Raw genomic sequence first — 15,264 nt, 5'->3', positions numbered from 1 at the left:
ACGGGGGTCGACCGCAACCGGTCGGCCCCCTTCGGCATACGTGCGCGGGCTCGTTGTTGACGACCAGCCTGCTCAGTCGTTGTTCCAGAACGGGTAGTTGCCGGTCGCCCGCAGGATCGCGCCACCGATGATGTTGATCACGCCGAACACGATGGCGAGGTAGCCGAGCACCGGCGACTGACCGTAGCGCCGGGCGTCGCGGATCGACAGGTAGCCGAAGATGATGCCGAGGATGCCGCAACAGATCAGGCCGAGCACGATGCCCAGTACGCCCCAGAGCGTGGTGCGGTCCCGTCCCCTGGCCGGCGGCGGCGGGGGCTGCGGGTATGCGGTCGTCACGGCGTCCTCCGGGCGGTCGTGGGCGGCGGGCCGACCCGGACCCCGACCGGCGGACCCGACCCGGGTGGCGGCGACTCGCGCCCCCCTCTCGGCCGAGGCTAGACCGGACCGGGTGGGCTGGACCCCGGTTCGGTCAACTCGCCGCCCTTCGAGGGGTTAACGGACTGCCACCGCCCCGTGCGACGTGCCAGAGTAGAGCGGATGTCCCCCGTCACCCCTGACCGTCCCAGCCGTCCCGGCGGTGTGAGCGCCGACGGCCGGCCGGTCAACCGTGCCGTGCCGGCCCGACGGGTGCCCGCGCCCCGTGCGGGTGGGTCGCCACGGGGGCGCGCACCGTTGCCGGTCGCCGCCGCGGTGGCTGCCGGTTGGGCCGCCCTGACGTCCTATCTGCCGGTTGCCATCGTGCTCGGCCTGGTCCATCTCGGCGCGGATTCCACCACCCTGACCAGCACCCTGCGCACCGCGCTGGCCGGTTGGCTGCTCGGGCACGGCGTGCCGATACACACGGAGTCCGGTCCGCTCGGGCTCGCCCCGCTGGCGCTGACCGTGCTTGCGCTCTGGCGGCTGACCCGGGCCGGTGTGCACGTCAGCCGCGCGATCGGCGCCCGTGACAGCCGCTCACCGCGCCGGGCGCTGCTCGCCGCGGGCGCGGTTGGCATCGCGTACGCGCTGCTCGGCGCGCTCGCGGCGGTGCTGGTCGGCACCGGTGGGCCGAATGTGTCCCCGGTCCGTGCGGGAGCCACCTTCGCGGTGGTCGGCACACTCGCCGCGCTGGTCGGCGCCACCCGCATCACTGCCGTGACCCGGCTACTGCACGCCCGGATGCCGGGTCCGGTGCGCGACGGCATTCGTGCCGGTCTGGTGGCCGGGCTGCTGCTGCTCGGCGCGGGCGCCGGCGCGGCCGGCCTGGCGGTGGCCACCGGCGGCGGCGACGCGGCGGACATGATCGGGGCGTACCGGACCGGGGTTGCCGGGCAGGCCGGGGTCACCCTGGTCAGTGTCGCGTACGCGCCGAACGCGGCGATCTGGTCAGCCAGCTACCTGCTCGGCCCGGGCTTTGCGGTCGGCACCGACACCGCGGTGCGCACCAGTGAGGTGTCGGTCGGCGCGCTGCCGGCCGTACCGCTGCTCGCCGGCCTGCCGCGTGGGCCGGTGGACGGCTTCGGCGCCCTGCTGCTCGCGGTGCCGGTGCTGGCCGGGATGGTCGCCGGCTGGCTGCTCGCCCGCCGGGTGGCCCGACTCGCCGGGCCGGAGCGGGCCCCGCAGCGCTGGGCCGAGTTGCTGGCGCCGGCAGCGCTGGCCGGGCCGGTGGCCGGCGTGCTGCTGGGCGTAGCCGCCGCGGTCTCCGGCGGGTCGCTCGGAGCCGGTCGGCTGGCGCAGGTTGGGCCGGTGGGCTGGCAGGTCGGAGCGGTGGCGGCCGGTGTCATCGCGGTCGGCGCACTGCTCGGCGCCGCTGCCACCCGAATGCTCACCCGCGCCCCCGCGCCGGAGGGCCGGCGCGCCCCGGCGCAGTAGACGAGCGCGGGGCGCCCCGGACGAATCCGGAGCGCCCCGTCGATTCCGAGCCCGTCAGGGCGCGGTGGGCAGTTTGACCTGCGCCACGATGCTCACGATGAGCAGCAGAATGCCCAGCACGACGCCGACCGCGCCGCAGATCAGGCCGGCCTTGGCCTGTCCGGCGTTGCTGGCCTGGCCCTGGGCGACCTTCTGCCGGGCGAGGTAACCGGTCACCACGCCCGCGATGCCGACCGGGATGCCCAGGTACAGGCAGCAGAGCAGCGGGATCGACGCGATACCGAGGATCATCGACACCAGGCCGAGGGTGTTGTTCTGCCCCTGCCCCGGTGCCGGCGGGTAACCGGCGTTCGGGTACGTCGGACCGCCGCCGGCCTGCTGCTGAGCGTACGGGTCCTGGTGCGGCGGCTGCTGGCCGTACGGCGCCTGCGGTGCCGCGTACGGATCCTGCGGCTGCTGGCCGTACGGGGCGGCTGGCGGCTGGGGGGCGGTCGGGTCCTGATTGGGCTGCTGGCCGTACGGGTCCTGACCGGGGTTACCGGGTTGCATTCGAGAAGCTCCTTGGACTGGTTCCGTCAGTTACTGCTTTTGTTTCCACCCATGATCGCGGCCAGTCCTCCCAATGCACCAGTGCAGAACAGGACGACATGCCTCCCAAAACACTCGAAAATGTACGTGTTGACCACTTCGTGTGCCGGATCACGGGCGGAGCACGGGTCGGCGCGGCCGTCCGGCCCGAGCGAGCGGCAGCGTACCGGGTCGATGCCCGTCGGCACTGCCAGAGATCGACGCGCCGCCCAGCGGAGGGGCATCCTGACCCTGCCCGATAGGGTGACCCGGTGACCGAGCCCGCGGCTGTCGCCCGCATCGTCGTCCTCGTTTCCGGCTCCGGGAGCAACCTTCAGTCGCTGCTGGATGCCGCCGTCGACCCCGCGTACGGCGCGCAGGTCGTCGCGGTCGGCGCGGACCGCGACGGCATCGTGGGCCTGGACCGGGCCGACGCGGCGGGGGTGCCGACCTTCGTCGAGCGGGTCCGCGATCACGACACCCGGGAGGACTGGGACCGCGCCCTCACCGCGCACGTCGCGAAGCACCAACCCGACCTGGTCATCTCCGCCGGGTTCCTCAAGCTGGTCGGCCCGCACTTCCTCGCGGCCTTCGGGGATCGCTACCTGAACACCCACAACACCCTGCTGCCGGCGTTCCCCGGCATCCACGGCCCGCGTGACGCCCTCGCCTACGGCGTGAAGCTCACCGGGGCCACTCTCTTCTTCGTCGACGCCGGCCTGGACACTGGGCCGATCGTCGCGCAGGTCGCGGTGCCGGTGCTCGACGACGACGACGTGGACACGCTCACCGAGCGCATCAAGGAAGCCGAGCGGCGCCAGCTCGTCGAGCAGGTCGGCCGTCTGGTCCGCGAAGGCTGGACCATCACCGGAAGGAAGGTCACGATTCCGTGAGTCGTCCCACTCAGGACGGGCGCCGCCCGATCAGGCGGGCGCTGGTCAGCGTCTACGACAAGACCGGGCTGGTGGAGCTGGCCCAGGCCCTGCACGCGGCCGGTGTGGAGATCGTGTCCACCGGCAGCACGGCGGGCGCCATCGCCGCCGCCGGCGTGCCGGTGACGCCGGTGGAGACGGTGACCGGGTTCCCCGAGGTGCTCGACGGCCGGGTGAAGACCCTGCACCCGAAGGTGCACGCGGGTCTCCTCGCCGACCTGCGCAAGGACACGCACGTCGCGCAGCTCGACGAACTGGGGGTGGCGGCGTTCGACCTGCTGGTCTCCAACCTCTACCCGTTCCAGGCGACCGTCGCCTCCGGCGCCGGCGTCGAGGAGTGCGTGGAGCAGATCGACATCGGCGGCCCGGCCATGGTGCGAGCCGCCGCCAAGAACCACGCCTCGGTCGCCGTGCTCACCGACCCGACCGCGTACCCGGCGCTGCTCGGTGCGCTCGGCGAGGGTGGCTTCACCATGGCCCAGCGCCGCGCACTGGCCGCCCGGGCGTTCGCCGACATCGCCGAGTACGACGTAGCGGTGGCCCAGTGGTGCGCCCAGGAACTGGCCCCGGCCGACGACTCCTGGCCGACGTTCGCCGGTTCGGCGCTGCGCAAGTCGACGGTGCTGCGCTACGGGGAGAACCCGCACCAGCCCGCCGCGCTCTACACCGACCCGGACGCCCCGGCGGGGCTGGCACAGGCCGAGCAGTTGCACGGCAAGGAGATGTCCTACAACAACTACGTCGACGCGGACGCCGCCTGGCGAGCAGCGAACGACTTCGTCGACCAGCCAGCGGTGGCGATCATCAAGCACGCCAACCCCTGCGGCATCGCGGTGGGCGCGGACGTGGCCGAGGCACACCGCAGGGCGCATGACTGCGACCCGGTGTCAGCGTTCGGCGGCGTCATCGCGGTCAACCGGCCGGTCTCGGTCGAGCTGGCCCGGCAGGTCGCCGACATCTTCACCGAGGTGGTGGTCGCCCCCGGCTTCGACGAGGGCGCGGTCGAGGTGCTGCAGGGCAAGAAGAACATCCGGCTGCTGCGCGCGCCGGCCTGGACCCCGGCAAAGATTGAGTGGCGGCCGGTGACCGGCGGCGTGCTGACCCAGGTCGCCGACCGGGTGGACGCCCCCGGTGACGACCCGGCGGGCTGGCAGTTGGCAACCGGCGAGGCTGCCGACGAGGAGTTGCTGCGGGATCTCGCGTTCGCCTGGCGGGCGGTCCGCGCGGTGAAGAGCAACGCAATCCTGCTCGCCAAGGACGGCGCCACCGTCGGCGTCGGTATGGGGCAGGTCAACCGGGTCGACTCGGCGCAGCTTGCGGTCAACCGCGCCGGCGCTGACCGGGCTCGCGGGTCGGTCGCCGCCTCGGATGCGTTCTTCCCGTTCGCCGACGGCCCGCAGATCCTCATCGACGCCGGCGTCCGCGCCATCGTGCAGCCCGGCGGCTCGATCAGAGACGAAGAAGTAATCGCCGCAGCCCAAAAAGCCAACGTAACGATGTACCTAACCAAAACCCGCCACTTCTTCCACTAACCCGCCCCCCCCGGGGCCCCCTGGCGGGTCGCACGCCCCGCCCAGGCGCGTTGATCTAGGGCATATCGTCGCGATCGGAGATCAACTCGCGACGATATGCCCTAGATCAACGGGGGAGAGGGGGCGCGGGGGAGGGGGGCGGGGGGAGGGGGGTTACGGGGTGAGCGGGGGGCGGAGTTCGGCGAAGTGGCAGGCGGACGGGTGGGGGTCTGCGGCGCGGGGCACCGTTTGGGGGTCCTGGGTCGCGCAGATGTCCTGGGCTTTCCAGCAGCGGGTCCGGAAGTGGCACCCGCTGGGCGGGTCGGCCGGGCTCGGCACGTCGCCAACCAGCCGGATCATGTTGCGCTGCTCGCGGGCCTCCGGGTCCGGCACCGGCACCGCGGAGAGCAGCGCCTGGGTGTACGGGTGGGTGGCGCGCTCGTAGATCTCGTCCTCGGTGCCGATCTCGACGATCCGGCCGAGGTACATCACCGCGACCCGGTCGGCGATGTGCCGCACCACGGACAGGTCGTGGGCGATGAAGATGTACGAGAGCCCGAGCTCGTCCTGCAGCTGCTTCAACAGGTTGATCACCTGGGCCTGGATGGAGACGTCCAGCGCCGACACCGGCTCGTCGCAGACGATGATCTCGGGCCGCAGCGCGAGCGCACGGGCGATGCCGATGCGCTGACGTTGACCGCCGGAGAACTGGTGCGGGTACCGGTTGATGTGCTCCGGGTTGAGCCCGACCACGTCCAACAGCTCCTGGACCCGCCCCTGCTTGCTGCCCTTCGGCGCGGCGTCCGGGTGGATCTCGAACGGCTCGCCGATGATGTCGCCGACGGTCATCCGCGGGTTCAGCGAGGTGTACGGGTCCTGCATCACCATCTGCATGTTGCGGCGTAGCCGGCGCAGCTCGCGCCCGGAGGCATTGAACAGGTCCCTGCCCTCCAGGGTGGCCCGGCCCGAGGTGGGCGTCTCCAGCCGCATCAGCAGCCGGGCGAGGGTCGACTTGCCGCAGCCGGACTCGCCGACCACGCCCAGCGTCTCGCCCCGACGCAGCTCGAAGCTCACCCCGTCGACAGCCTTCACCGCGCCGATCTGCCGCTGGAACAGCACGCCCTGGGTGATCGGGAAGTGCTTCACCAGGTTGTCGACGGAGAGGATGGTCTCGCCGCGGACCTTGGTGGAGTTAGCGGGTGACGCTGTCATCACGGACCTCCTGCGCGAAGTGGCAAGCGCTGGTCCGGCCGTCGCCGAGGACCAGGTCGTGCGGCACTACGTCCACGCAGACCTGCTGGACGTACGGGCACCGGGGGTGGAATGGGCAGCCGGACGGGATGCGCATCAGGTTCGGCGGCAACCCCTTGATCGTCGACAGTTCCTGGCCGCGGACGTCCAGGCGCGGGATCGACTCCAACAACCCCTTGGTGTACGGGTGGGCGGGCGCCTTGTAGAGCGTGCGGACGTCGGCGTGCTCGACGATCCGGCCGGCGTACATGACCGCGATCCGGTCCGCGACACCGGCGACCACGCCCAGGTCGTGGGTGATCAGGATCATCGCCATGTTGAGGTCCCGGCGCAGGTCGGCCAGCAGGTCCATGATCTGGGCCTGCACGGTCACGTCGAGTGCCGTGGTGGGCTCGTCGGCGATCAGCACCTTCGGGTCCAGCGCCAGCGCCATGGCGATCATGACGCGCTGCCGCATGCCGCCGGAGAACTGGTGCGGGTGGTCGCCGATCCGCTTCGCGGCGCCCGGAATCTTGACCAGATCCATCAGCTCGATGGCACGGCGCCGGGCATCGGCGCGGGACAGGCCGGCACGCTGGCGCAGTGTCTCGCCGATCTGCCAGCCGACCGGGAAGACCGGGTTCAGGGCGGAGAGCGCGTCCTGGAAGATCATTGCGATCTCCTTGCCGCGTACCTGCCGGCGCTGCTCCTCGGAGCAGGTGAGCAGGTCCTGACCCTGGTAGAGGATCTGGCCGGAGCGGACGAACGCGGGCGGGGTGTCCAGGATGCCCATGATCGCCTGGGCGGTGACCGACTTCCCCGAGCCGGATTCGCCGAGCACGGCCAGCGTCTCGCCGGCGTCCAGGTGGTACGACACGCCGTTGATCACCCGGGCCACGCCCTCGTTGGTGCGGAACTCGACGTGCAGGTCCCGCAACTCCAGCAGGTGGCCGCCCTCGGGCGTGGCGGAGGCGGGCGTGGGTTCGACAATGGAGTGGGTCATGAGAGAGTCACCGCAGCTTCGGGTCGAAGGCGTCACGGATCGCGTCGCCGAGCATGATGAACGCCAGCACGGTCAGCGCGAGGAAGGCCGACGGGACGATCAGCGGGGTCGCCGCCTCCCGCATGTGGATCCGGCCGGTGTCGATGTCCTGGCCCCACGAGATGGTCGGCGCCTTCAGGCCGATGCCCAGGAAGGAGAGCGTGGCCTCGGCCGCGATGAACGAGCCGAGCGCGATGGTCAGCACCACGATGGCCGGGGCCAGCGAGTTCGGCAGGATGTGCCGCCACATGATCCGACCGTTGCCGGCGCCGAGCATCCGGGCCGCCGCCACGTAGTCCTGCTCCTTGGCGGTGATCACCGAGGAGCGGACGACGCGGGCCGCCGTGGTCCAGCCGAGGATGGCCAGCACGAAGATCACCGCGGCGATCCGGGCGGTATCGCTGTGGCTGGACACTCGCTTGAGCAGCACGATCGCGGCCAGCAGCAGCGGGATGCCGAGCACCATGTCGATCACGCGGGAGAGCACCGCGTCGACCCAACGGCCGAAGTACCCGGCCAGCATGCCGACCGCAAGCGCGATCAACCCGGTGCCGAGCGCGGCGAGCGCGCCGACCAGCAGTGAGGCGCGGGTGCCGTAGACCGCCCGGGAGTACGTGTCGCAGCCCTGGAAGTCGTACCCGAAGATGGCTCCGCCGGACGGCCCGGCGTGCTGCCGGGAGAGCAGGCAGTCCCTCGGGTTGTTGGTGGTGAACACGCCGGGGGCCAGAGCCATCAGCGTGAGGATCACGACCAGTGTCAGCGAGATCCAGAAGATCGGGTTGCGGCGCAGGTCGCGCCAGGCGTCCCCGGCCAGGCTGCGCGGCTTCTGCGGTGCGCCGATCTGGTTCGGTGCGCCGGGCTCGCCCGAGGGCCCACGGCGAGCGGCCTGGTTCTCGGTGGCCGCCACGGTTTCAAAGTCACTCATGCCGGCACCTCGCTGCATTCGATGCGGGCAGGAGAGCTCAGGCACGCTGCGCTGATGATTCGTTCGCTGCGCTCACGCATAGCGGATCCTCGGGTCGAGTACGGCGTACAGGACGTCCACCACCAGGTTCGAGACCAGGTAGACCACGACGAGCACGCTGACGATGCCCACCACCAGGGGGCCGTCCTCGGTGCGGATGCCGCGGAAGAGGTTGAAGCCAATGCCGGGGATGTTGAAGACGCCTTCGGTGATGATCGCGCCGCTCATCAGGTTGCCCAGCTCCACACCGAGGAAGGTGACCACCGGGATGAGCGAGTTGCGCAGCACGTGGACGGTGACGATGCGGCGTTTGACCAGGCCCTTGGATCGGGCGGTGCGGACGTAGTCGGCGCGGAGGTTCTCCGCCACCGAGGTACGGGTCAGCCGCAGCGCGGTGGCCAGCGACAGCGAGCCGAGCACGATGCCCGGCAGCAGCAGCGCGTAGAACGTCGGCTGGGAGCCGGCGGTGGGCGGGAAGAGTTGCCACTTGACGCCCAGGAAATACTGCGCGAGCGGCGCCAGCACGATGGTCGGGATGCCCAGCACCAGCAGGGTCAGCACCAGCGTCGAGTTGTCGAAGATGCTGCCCCGGCGGATGCCGGCCACCACACCGGCGGTGACCCCGACGATGATCGCCACGGCGAGCGCGATGAGCGCGAGTTTCACGGTGACCGGCCAGGCGGCCTGCAGGATGTCGCCGATCTGGCGGCCGGTCAGTGACTGGCCGAGGTCGCCCCGGAGCAGGTTCTTGACGTAGTCGAAGTAGCGGTAGAAGAAGCCGCCGACGCCGGTGGCGTCCAGGTGGTACTTCTCCGTCAGGTAGGCCCGCTGGGCTGCGGTCACCGGTCGTTCACCCGCGAGGGCCTGGATGGGGTCGCCCTGGCCGGCGAACATCAGCGCGTAGACGATCAGGGTGGTCCCGAAGAACGCCAGGACCATCTGCAGTAGGCGCCGCAAGATGTAGCGGAACATGCTTAGCAGTCTCTCCGGAAATATGCGAAAGGGTCGCAGGACGGCATCTCTGGTCGTACCCGATATGTCCGAGACGTGCCGTCCGGCCCGGGGCAGGCCGGCGCCACTGATGCCGGGCCCGCGTGAGCGGCCCGGCCCGGGACAGTGCGGTCCGGGCCACCCGAGCATCGTCGCCCGGGTGGCCCGCACCATGGTCAGCTCAGCTGGCCGCTTCGATCTTGATGAGGTTGACCCGCTGGAACAGGTCCATCTCGACGTTCTTGACCTTGGACGAGTGGCCGAACACGTTCTCGCCGAAGCGGAGCGGGATCACCGGCATGTCCTTGGCCAGGATGTCCTCCGCCTGCTGGTACTTGACGATCGCCTCGTCCTGCGTCTTGGCCGCGGAACCCTCCTTGACGAGCTTGTCGAACTCCGGGTTGCTGTAGCCGTAGTAGTTCGACGAACCGTTGGTGGTGTACAGCGGGCCGAGGTAGTCCTCCATGGTCGGGTAGTCCATGACCCAGCCCAACCGGAAGACACCCACCGACTGCTTCTTCTCGACCTTGGTCAGCAGGTCGGCGAACTTCGGCTCGGCCGAGCCAACGACCTCGACGCCCAGGTTGGCCTTCAGCTGGTTGGCCGTGGCGTCGACCCAGTCCTTGTGACCGCCGTCGCCGTTGTAGGAAATGACGATCTTCGACGGACCACCGGCGGCCTGGTAGAGCTTCTTGGCCTCGGTCGGGTTGAACTCGCCGGCCGCGCCCGTGGTGTTCTCGCGGTAGCCCGGCAGGACCGGCGAGACGAAGGAGCGCGCCGACTGCTGCGAGCCCTTGAAGACCGACGTGGTGATCTCGTCCCGGTCGATCGCCATCGAGATGGCCTTACGCACGTCCGGGTTGCTGTACGCCTTGTCGAACGTCGGGAACGCGAGGAACTGGAACGACGACATCGGGCTGGTCTGGAACCGGTCGCCCAGGTCGGTCGGGGCGTTGCTCAGGCTCTCGGTCGGGATCGTGGGCAGCACGTCCAGGTTGTCGCCCAGGACGTCCGCGTAGGCCGCGGAAAGCTGCTGGTAGATCCGGAACTCGACGCCGTTCACCTTGGGCTTCTCACCCGGGTACGCGTCGTACCGCTCGAGGTCGATCTTGGAGTCGTGCTGCCAGGTGCCCTTCATCTTGAACGGGCCCTGACCGATCGGCGCCTGCTCGTACGAGTCCTTGAGCACGCCCGGGGCCGAGAACGCGGCATCCGGCAGCGGGAAGTACGCGGTGTAGCCGAGCATCGTCTTGAAGTCGATGTACGGCTCGGACAGCGTCACGGTGAAGGTGAGGTCGTCGACCTTCTTCAGCCCGGACATCGTCTGGGCCTTCGGCTTCTCGCCCTGGACGTCCTGGTAGCCGGCGATCTTCTCGAAGAAGAAGGCGCCGCCCTGACCGTTGGGCGCGTACGCGCCGTAGTTCCAGGCGTTGACGTAGTCCTCGGACGTGACCTTCTCACCGTTGTGGAAGGTGAAGCCGTCCTTGAGCTTGATCGTCCAGACCTTGTTGTCCGGCGACGTCACCGACTCGGCCGCGACCTCGTACGGCTTGTTCTGCGCGTCGTAGTCCACGAGCGGGCTGAACAGGCCGGCGAGCACCTGCGCGCCCGACGTTTCGGTGGCGTTCGTCGGAACCAGGTGCTGCGGCTCGCCGATCTGGATGCTGACGGCCGCGTTGGGGTCACTGCTGCCGGATCCGCCGTTTCCGCCGCTGCCGCAGGCCGCAAGGCCCATCGTCACCGCGAGCGGGAGGGCGGTCCAGGCAGCGAGTCTACGAACTCGCATTGAGCCTCCTCATCTCCTCACGCTGCGCAGTCAAGCCCGACGCTGGGTTTACTCTGCGCAACAAGTGGAAACGGTAGGTCGGTGACCGGCCTTCGGCAACGATGCAGTTGCGAGTGGGTAACGATCCAGGGCCACCCCTCTTGCCGAAGCCCGGCCGGTCTGGTAGTGAAAAGCGGCTAAACCTCGTTGGCCTGCCCGTATTTAGACGCTCAGGAGGGCTGGCCGTCCCCGCCTGGGCCAAGCTGGAACTCTCTGGGCCGGAGGTCCGGTTTACGCTGCACCCCACCTTCGTGTCTGGCTCGACGGTGACCGAATCCACAGATTGTTACTTAGAGTGACTATCGACACGTCACCCACGGTCACGCCCGGCGGCGCTGAGCGAGATGGCGGGGGCGGCCCGAGCTGGTCCTCTGAACCGCAGGCGGTGGCCGTGAGACGATCTGGTCGTGACGGCGACGGTTCTGGACGGCAAGGCGACCGCAGCGGAGATCAAGGACGAGCTGCGGATCCGGGTGAAGGCACTCGCGGAACGCGGCATCATCCCCGGGCTGGGCACGGTCCTGGTCGGGGCGGACCCGGGCAGTCAGGCGTACGTCAACGGCAAGCACCGCGACTGCGCCGAGGTGGGCATCGCCTCGATCCGCCGGGAGCTGCCGGCCGACGCCACCCAGCAGCAGGTCGACGACGTGCTGGCCGAGCTGAACGCCGACCCGGCGTGCCACGGCTACATCGTCCAGCTGCCGTTGCCGGCCCACCTCGACACCCAGCGGGTGCTGGAGTTGATCGACCCGGAGAAGGACGCCGACGGCCTGCACCCGGTCAACCTGGGCCGGCTCGTCCTCGGCTACGACGGCCCGCTGCCCTGCACCCCGCGCGGCATCGTCGAACTGCTCCGCCGGCACGACGTGGCGCTGCGCGGCGCCACCGTCGCGGTGGTCGGTCGGGGCAACACCGTCGGTCGACCGCTCGGCCTGCTGCTCACCCGGCGCAGCGAGAACGCCACGGTCACCCTGTGCCACACCGGCACCCTCGACCTCGCCTCGCACACCCGGGCCGCCGACATCGTCATCGTCGCGGCCGGCGTACCGGGCCTGCTCACCGTCGACATGATCAATCCCGGTGCGGTCGTGGTGGACGTCGGCATCACGCGCGTGATCGGCGCGGACGGCAAGGGCCGCTACACCGGCGACGTGGACCCGGAGGTGGCCGACACGGCCGGCGCGCTGGTCCCCATGCCCGGCGGCGTTGGTCCGATGACCCGGGCCATGCTGCTCACCAACGTCGTGGAGCGTGCCGAGCGCGGCTGAGATGTAGGGCCGTAACCGTCCGCCCCTGGCCCGATCGGTGCCAGGATGACTGATACGGTCCGGAAAACCGACTGGTAGCAGGGAGTGGGACGACCATGGGTAAGAAGGTCACTGTCGTCGGGGCTGGCTTCTACGGCTCCACCACCGCACAGCGCCTGGCCGAGTACGACGTCTTCGACACCGTAGTGATCACCGACATCGTGGAGGGCAAGCCCGCGGGTCTCGCGCTCGACCTCAACCAGTCCCGGGCCATTGAGGGCTTCGAGACCAAGGTGGTCGGCGTGACCACCGGCCCCAACGGTGAGGGCTACGAGAACATCGAGGGCTCCGACGTCGTCGTGATCACCGCCGGTCTGGCGCGGAAGCCCGGCATGAGCCGGATGGACCTGCTGGCGACCAACGCCAAGATCGTGCGTCAGGTCGCCGAGAACGTCGCCAAGTACGCCCCGAACGCCGTCGTCATCGTCGTCTCCAACCCGCTGGACGAGATGACCGCACTGGCCCAGCTCGCCACCCAGTTCCCGAAGAACCGGGTGCTCGGCCAGGCCGGCATGCTGGACACCGCCCGGTTCAGCAACTTCGTCGCCGAGGCGCTGAACGTACCGGTGGCGTCGGTGCGCACGCTGACCCTCGGCTCGCACGGCGACACGATGGTCCCGGTGCCGTCGAAGAGCACCGTCAACGGCAAGCCGCTGCGCGACGTGATGCCGGCCGAGCAGATCGAGGAGCTGGTCGTCAAGACCCGCAACGGTGGCGCCGAGGTGGTCGCGCTGCTCAAGACCGGCTCGGCGTACTACGCCCCGTCCGCCGCCGCGGCCCGGATGGCGAAGGCCGTCGCGGAGGACTCCGGCGACGTCATGCCGGTCTGCGCCTGGGTCGACGGCGAGTACGGCATCTCCGGTGTCTACCTGGGTGTCGAGGCCGCGATCGGCGCCGAGGGCGTCAAGCGGGTCGTCGAGACCGACCTGGATGCCGACGAGCGCGCCAGCCTCCTCGAGGCCGCCGAAGCCGTCCGCGCCAAGCAGGGCGACATCTCCAGCATGTAACCCCGAAACCAGACCCACGGAAGGGCCCGCCGGCTGAGCCAGCGGGCCCTTCCCCGTCCCCCCACCCCACCCCCACCCCACCCAGCGTTGATCATGAAGTTGTTGCCCGCCTCGTCGGCGTGTCGCCGCAATAACTTCATGATCAACGGGGCGGGCTGGGGGTGGACAGCGGGCGTACCGCTGGGGTGAGGGTGGTCTCGCCGTCGACCAGCACGACCGTGTCGACGTCGGCCGGGTCGATGCTCGCGGCGGCCAACTCGGCCGGCATGCGGCCGGGCACCGGCGCCCAGCTCGCGGCGGGCGCGTCGGCCGGGCCGATCCCGGCGTCGACCAGGTGGCCGGCCCGTCGCCGGTGCGGATCGCGAAGCTGCGGAACGGCAGTCACCACTGCCCGTCGGCGTCACCGAGCGGGGGTCGCGCTGGGCCAGCGGGTAGACGTGGCGTCTGGAAACGCCTGCGTGCGGGGCTGGAAGAAAGCGCCCTCCCCGTCGGTGAGCGTCGTGACCGTGATGGACCCGAGAGTGCGGCTCAGTGGCATCGGGCGATGGTGTCAGGGAATTCTGTGCCGTGCAGCCCGGTTCCCGCCGGCCGGTCGAGGCCGACTGGGGGCTGCCGGCCCAATTGCAGTACGCTCGTACTGCTTGAGCACGTGTCCCCCGAGAGGAGCGCCGGCCGATGGCGAAGATCAAGGTAAACAACCCGGTCGTAGAACTCGACGGCGACGAGATGACCCGGATCATCTGGAAGCAGATCCGGGAGCAGCTGATCCTGCCCTACCTCGACGTCGACCTGCACTACTACGACCTGTCGATCCAGCACCGCGACGAGACCGACGACCAGGTCACCATTGACGCCGCCAACGCCATCAAGGAGCACGGCGTAGGCGTCAAGTGCGCGACCATCACCCCGGACGAGGCCCGGGTGGAGGAGTTCGGCCTGAAGAAGATGTGGCGGTCGCCCAACGGCACCATCCGCAACATTCTCGGCGGCGTCGTCTTCCGTGAGCCGATCATCATGTCCAACGTGCCGCGGCTGGTCCCCGGCTGGACCAAGCCGATCATCATCGGCCGGCACGCCCACGGTGACCAGTACAAGGCCACCGACTTCGTTGTCCCCGGCCCGGGCACGGTGACCATCACCTACACCCCGGCCGACGGCGGCGCGCCGATGGAGATGGAGGTCGCCAACTTCCCGGGCGGCGGCATCGCCATGGGCATGTACAACTACGACGAGTCGATCCGGGACTTCGCCCGGGCGTCGTTCCGGTACGGGCTGGACCGCAACTACCCGGTCTACCTGTCCACCAAGAACACCATCCTCAAGGCGTACGACGGCCGGTTCAAGGACATCTTCGCCGAGGTGTTCGAGGCCGAGTTCAAGGCCGAGTTCGCCGCTGCCGGCATCACCTACGAGCACCGGTTGATCGACGACATGGTCGCCGCCGCGCTCAAGTGGGAGGGCGGCTACGTCTGGGCCTGCAAGAACTACGACGGTGATGTGCAGTCCGACACCGTCGCGCAGGGCTTCGGCTCGCTGGGTCTGATGACCTCGGTCCTGCTCTCCCCAGACGGCCGGACCGTCGAGGCCGAGGCCGCGCACGGCACGGTCACCCGGCACTACCGGCAGTACCAGAAGGGCGAGAAGACCTCGACCAACCCGATTGCGTCGATCTACGCCTGGACCCGGGGCCTGGCCCACCGGGGCAAGCTGGACGGCACCCCGGCGGTCACCGAGTTCGCCAACACCCTGGAGCAGGTCATCGTCGACACTGTCGAGGGCGGCCAGATGACCAAGGACCTCTCGCTGCTCATCTCGCGTGACGCCCCGTGGCTGACCACCGACGAGTTCATGAACGCGCTCGACGAGAACCTGGCCCGCAAGATCGCCGCCTGATCCAGGCGTACCGCATCGCCAAAGCCCGCCGGCACCCGCCGGCGGGCTTCGGCGTGTCCGGCGCTGACGCGCCGTTTGGGCGTCACTCCGGCCGCCACGCCTCGTTGTTCCGGATGGACGAGATGCCAGTCGAGTCCAGGAG

14 protein-coding genes are annotated in these 15,264 nt (G+C 69.9%); 6 read left to right on the top strand and 8 right to left on the bottom strand.

Translation table 11 applies throughout. The features are described from left to right. Positions 1-72: 72 nt before the first annotated feature. Positions 73-339, bottom strand: a complete 267-nt coding sequence (locus OG811_RS06430) for a DUF4190 domain-containing protein (RefSeq protein WP_406072779.1) — start codon at positions 337-339, stop codon at positions 73-75. Between the two features lie 201 nt (positions 340-540). On the opposite strand from OG811_RS06430, the gene OG811_RS06425 reads away from it, so the two are divergent. Continuing rightward, a complete protein-coding gene (locus OG811_RS06425) occupies positions 541-1,854 on the top strand; it encodes a DUF6350 family protein (protein ID WP_406072778.1) in 1,314 nt (437 codons plus the stop codon). Positions 1,855-1,908: 54 nt separating this feature from the next. Here OG811_RS06425 and OG811_RS06420 read toward each other — a convergent pair whose 3' ends face one another. After that, positions 1,909-2,403, bottom strand: a complete 495-nt coding sequence (locus OG811_RS06420) for a DUF4190 domain-containing protein (protein WP_406072777.1) — start codon at positions 2,401-2,403, stop codon at positions 1,909-1,911. 290 nt (positions 2,404-2,693) lie between these two features. On the opposite strand from OG811_RS06420, the gene purN reads away from it, so the two are divergent. Next, the gene (gene purN, locus OG811_RS06415; protein ID WP_406072776.1) at positions 2,694-3,314 is read left to right on the top strand and encodes a phosphoribosylglycinamide formyltransferase; all 621 of its coding nucleotides are present in this window, start codon (positions 2,694-2,696) and stop codon (positions 3,312-3,314) included. Further along, the gene (gene purH, locus OG811_RS06410) at positions 3,311-4,885 is read left to right on the top strand and encodes a bifunctional phosphoribosylaminoimidazolecarboxamide formyltransferase/IMP cyclohydrolase (protein WP_406072775.1); all 1,575 of its coding nucleotides are present in this window, start codon (positions 3,311-3,313) and stop codon (positions 4,883-4,885) included. The genes purN and purH overlap by 4 nt, the downstream gene beginning before the upstream one ends. A gap of 153 nt (positions 4,886-5,038) precedes the next feature. On the opposite strand, the gene OG811_RS06405 is transcribed toward purH, so the two are convergent. The 5 genes from OG811_RS06405 to OG811_RS06385 all read right to left on the bottom strand — a co-directional run bounded on the left by OG811_RS06405 (position 5,039) and on the right by OG811_RS06385 (position 10,876). Further along, the gene (locus OG811_RS06405) at positions 5,039-6,076 is read right to left on the bottom strand and encodes an ABC transporter ATP-binding protein (RefSeq protein ID WP_406072774.1); all 1,038 of its coding nucleotides are present in this window, start codon (positions 6,074-6,076) and stop codon (positions 5,039-5,041) included. Continuing rightward, positions 6,057-7,097, bottom strand: a complete 1,041-nt coding sequence (locus OG811_RS06400) for an ABC transporter ATP-binding protein (protein ID WP_406072773.1) — start codon at positions 7,095-7,097, stop codon at positions 6,057-6,059. Before OG811_RS06400 ends, OG811_RS06405 begins: the two co-directional genes overlap by 20 nt. A gap of 7 nt (positions 7,098-7,104) precedes the next feature. Continuing rightward, positions 7,105-8,061 carry an ABC transporter permease gene (locus OG811_RS06395; RefSeq protein WP_406072772.1) on the bottom strand — a complete coding sequence of 319 codons (957 nt, stop codon included), beginning with the start codon at positions 8,059-8,061 and terminating at the stop codon, positions 7,105-7,107. Between the two features lie 72 nt (positions 8,062-8,133). Further along, on the bottom strand, positions 8,134-9,072 hold the full coding sequence (locus OG811_RS06390) for an ABC transporter permease (RefSeq protein WP_406072771.1): 939 nt from the start codon (positions 9,070-9,072) through the stop codon (positions 8,134-8,136). Between the two features lie 199 nt (positions 9,073-9,271). Beyond that, positions 9,272-10,876 carry an ABC transporter substrate-binding protein gene (locus OG811_RS06385; RefSeq protein WP_406072770.1) on the bottom strand — a complete coding sequence of 535 codons (1,605 nt, stop codon included), beginning with the start codon at positions 10,874-10,876 and terminating at the stop codon, positions 9,272-9,274. A gap of 446 nt (positions 10,877-11,322) precedes the next feature. On the opposite strand from OG811_RS06385, the gene OG811_RS06380 reads away from it, so the two are divergent. Both OG811_RS06380 and OG811_RS06375 read left to right on the top strand, forming a co-directional pair. After that, positions 11,323-12,183 (top strand): bifunctional methylenetetrahydrofolate dehydrogenase/methenyltetrahydrofolate cyclohydrolase, encoded by an 861-nt coding sequence (locus OG811_RS06380; RefSeq protein WP_406072769.1) that lies wholly within the window; start codon positions 11,323-11,325, stop codon positions 12,181-12,183. 95 nt (positions 12,184-12,278) lie between these two features. Then, a complete protein-coding gene (locus OG811_RS06375; protein WP_406072768.1) occupies positions 12,279-13,229 on the top strand; it encodes a malate dehydrogenase in 951 nt (316 codons plus the stop codon). A 142-nt stretch (positions 13,230-13,371) separates the two neighbouring features. Here the strand turns inward: OG811_RS06375 and OG811_RS06370 are convergent, their stop codons facing one another. After that, positions 13,372-13,614: a hypothetical protein gene (locus tag OG811_RS06370; protein ID WP_406072767.1), complete on the bottom strand. Its 243-nt coding sequence runs from the start codon at positions 13,612-13,614 to the stop codon at positions 13,372-13,374. Between the two features lie 290 nt (positions 13,615-13,904). Here OG811_RS06370 and OG811_RS06365 point away from each other — a divergent pair, with 290 nt between their 5' ends. Further along, the gene (locus OG811_RS06365) at positions 13,905-15,122 is read left to right on the top strand and encodes an NADP-dependent isocitrate dehydrogenase (RefSeq protein WP_124822264.1); all 1,218 of its coding nucleotides are present in this window, start codon (positions 13,905-13,907) and stop codon (positions 15,120-15,122) included. The last annotated feature ends 142 nt before the right edge of the window (positions 15,123-15,264 follow it).

The sequence above is a fragment of the Micromonospora sp. NBC_01638 genome, from assembly GCF_045209745.1.
Taxonomy (GTDB): Bacteria; Actinomycetota; Actinomycetes; order Mycobacteriales; family Micromonosporaceae; genus Micromonospora.
This window is presented reverse-complemented; position numbering and strand designations above follow the sequence as displayed.

Bases quoted from the DNA above. Each gene is read 5' to 3' on its own strand.
- OG811_RS06390 (WP_406072771.1), bottom strand. From the start codon at position 9,072: ATGTTCCGCTACATCTTGCGGCGCCTACTGCAGATGGTCCTGGCGTTC.
- OG811_RS06375 (WP_406072768.1), top strand. From the start codon at position 12,279: ATGGGTAAGAAGGTCACTGTCGTCGGGGCTGGCTTCTACGGCTCCACC.
- OG811_RS06365 (WP_124822264.1), top strand. From the start codon at position 13,905: ATGGCGAAGATCAAGGTAAACAACCCGGTCGTAGAACTCGACGGCGAC.
- OG811_RS06405 (WP_406072774.1), bottom strand. From the start codon at position 6,076: ATGACAGCGTCACCCGCTAACTCCACCAAGGTCCGCGGCGAGACCATC.
- OG811_RS06400 (WP_406072773.1), bottom strand. From the start codon at position 7,097: ATGACCCACTCCATTGTCGAACCCACGCCCGCCTCCGCCACGCCCGAG.
- OG811_RS06395 (WP_406072772.1), bottom strand. From the start codon at position 8,061: ATGAGTGACTTTGAAACCGTGGCGGCCACCGAGAACCAGGCCGCTCGC.
- OG811_RS06420 (WP_406072777.1), bottom strand. From the start codon at position 2,403: ATGCAACCCGGTAACCCCGGTCAGGACCCGTACGGCCAGCAGCCCAAT.
- OG811_RS06425 (WP_406072778.1), top strand. From the start codon at position 541: ATGTCCCCCGTCACCCCTGACCGTCCCAGCCGTCCCGGCGGTGTGAGC.
- OG811_RS06385 (WP_406072770.1), bottom strand. From the start codon at position 10,876: ATGCGAGTTCGTAGACTCGCTGCCTGGACCGCCCTCCCGCTCGCGGTG.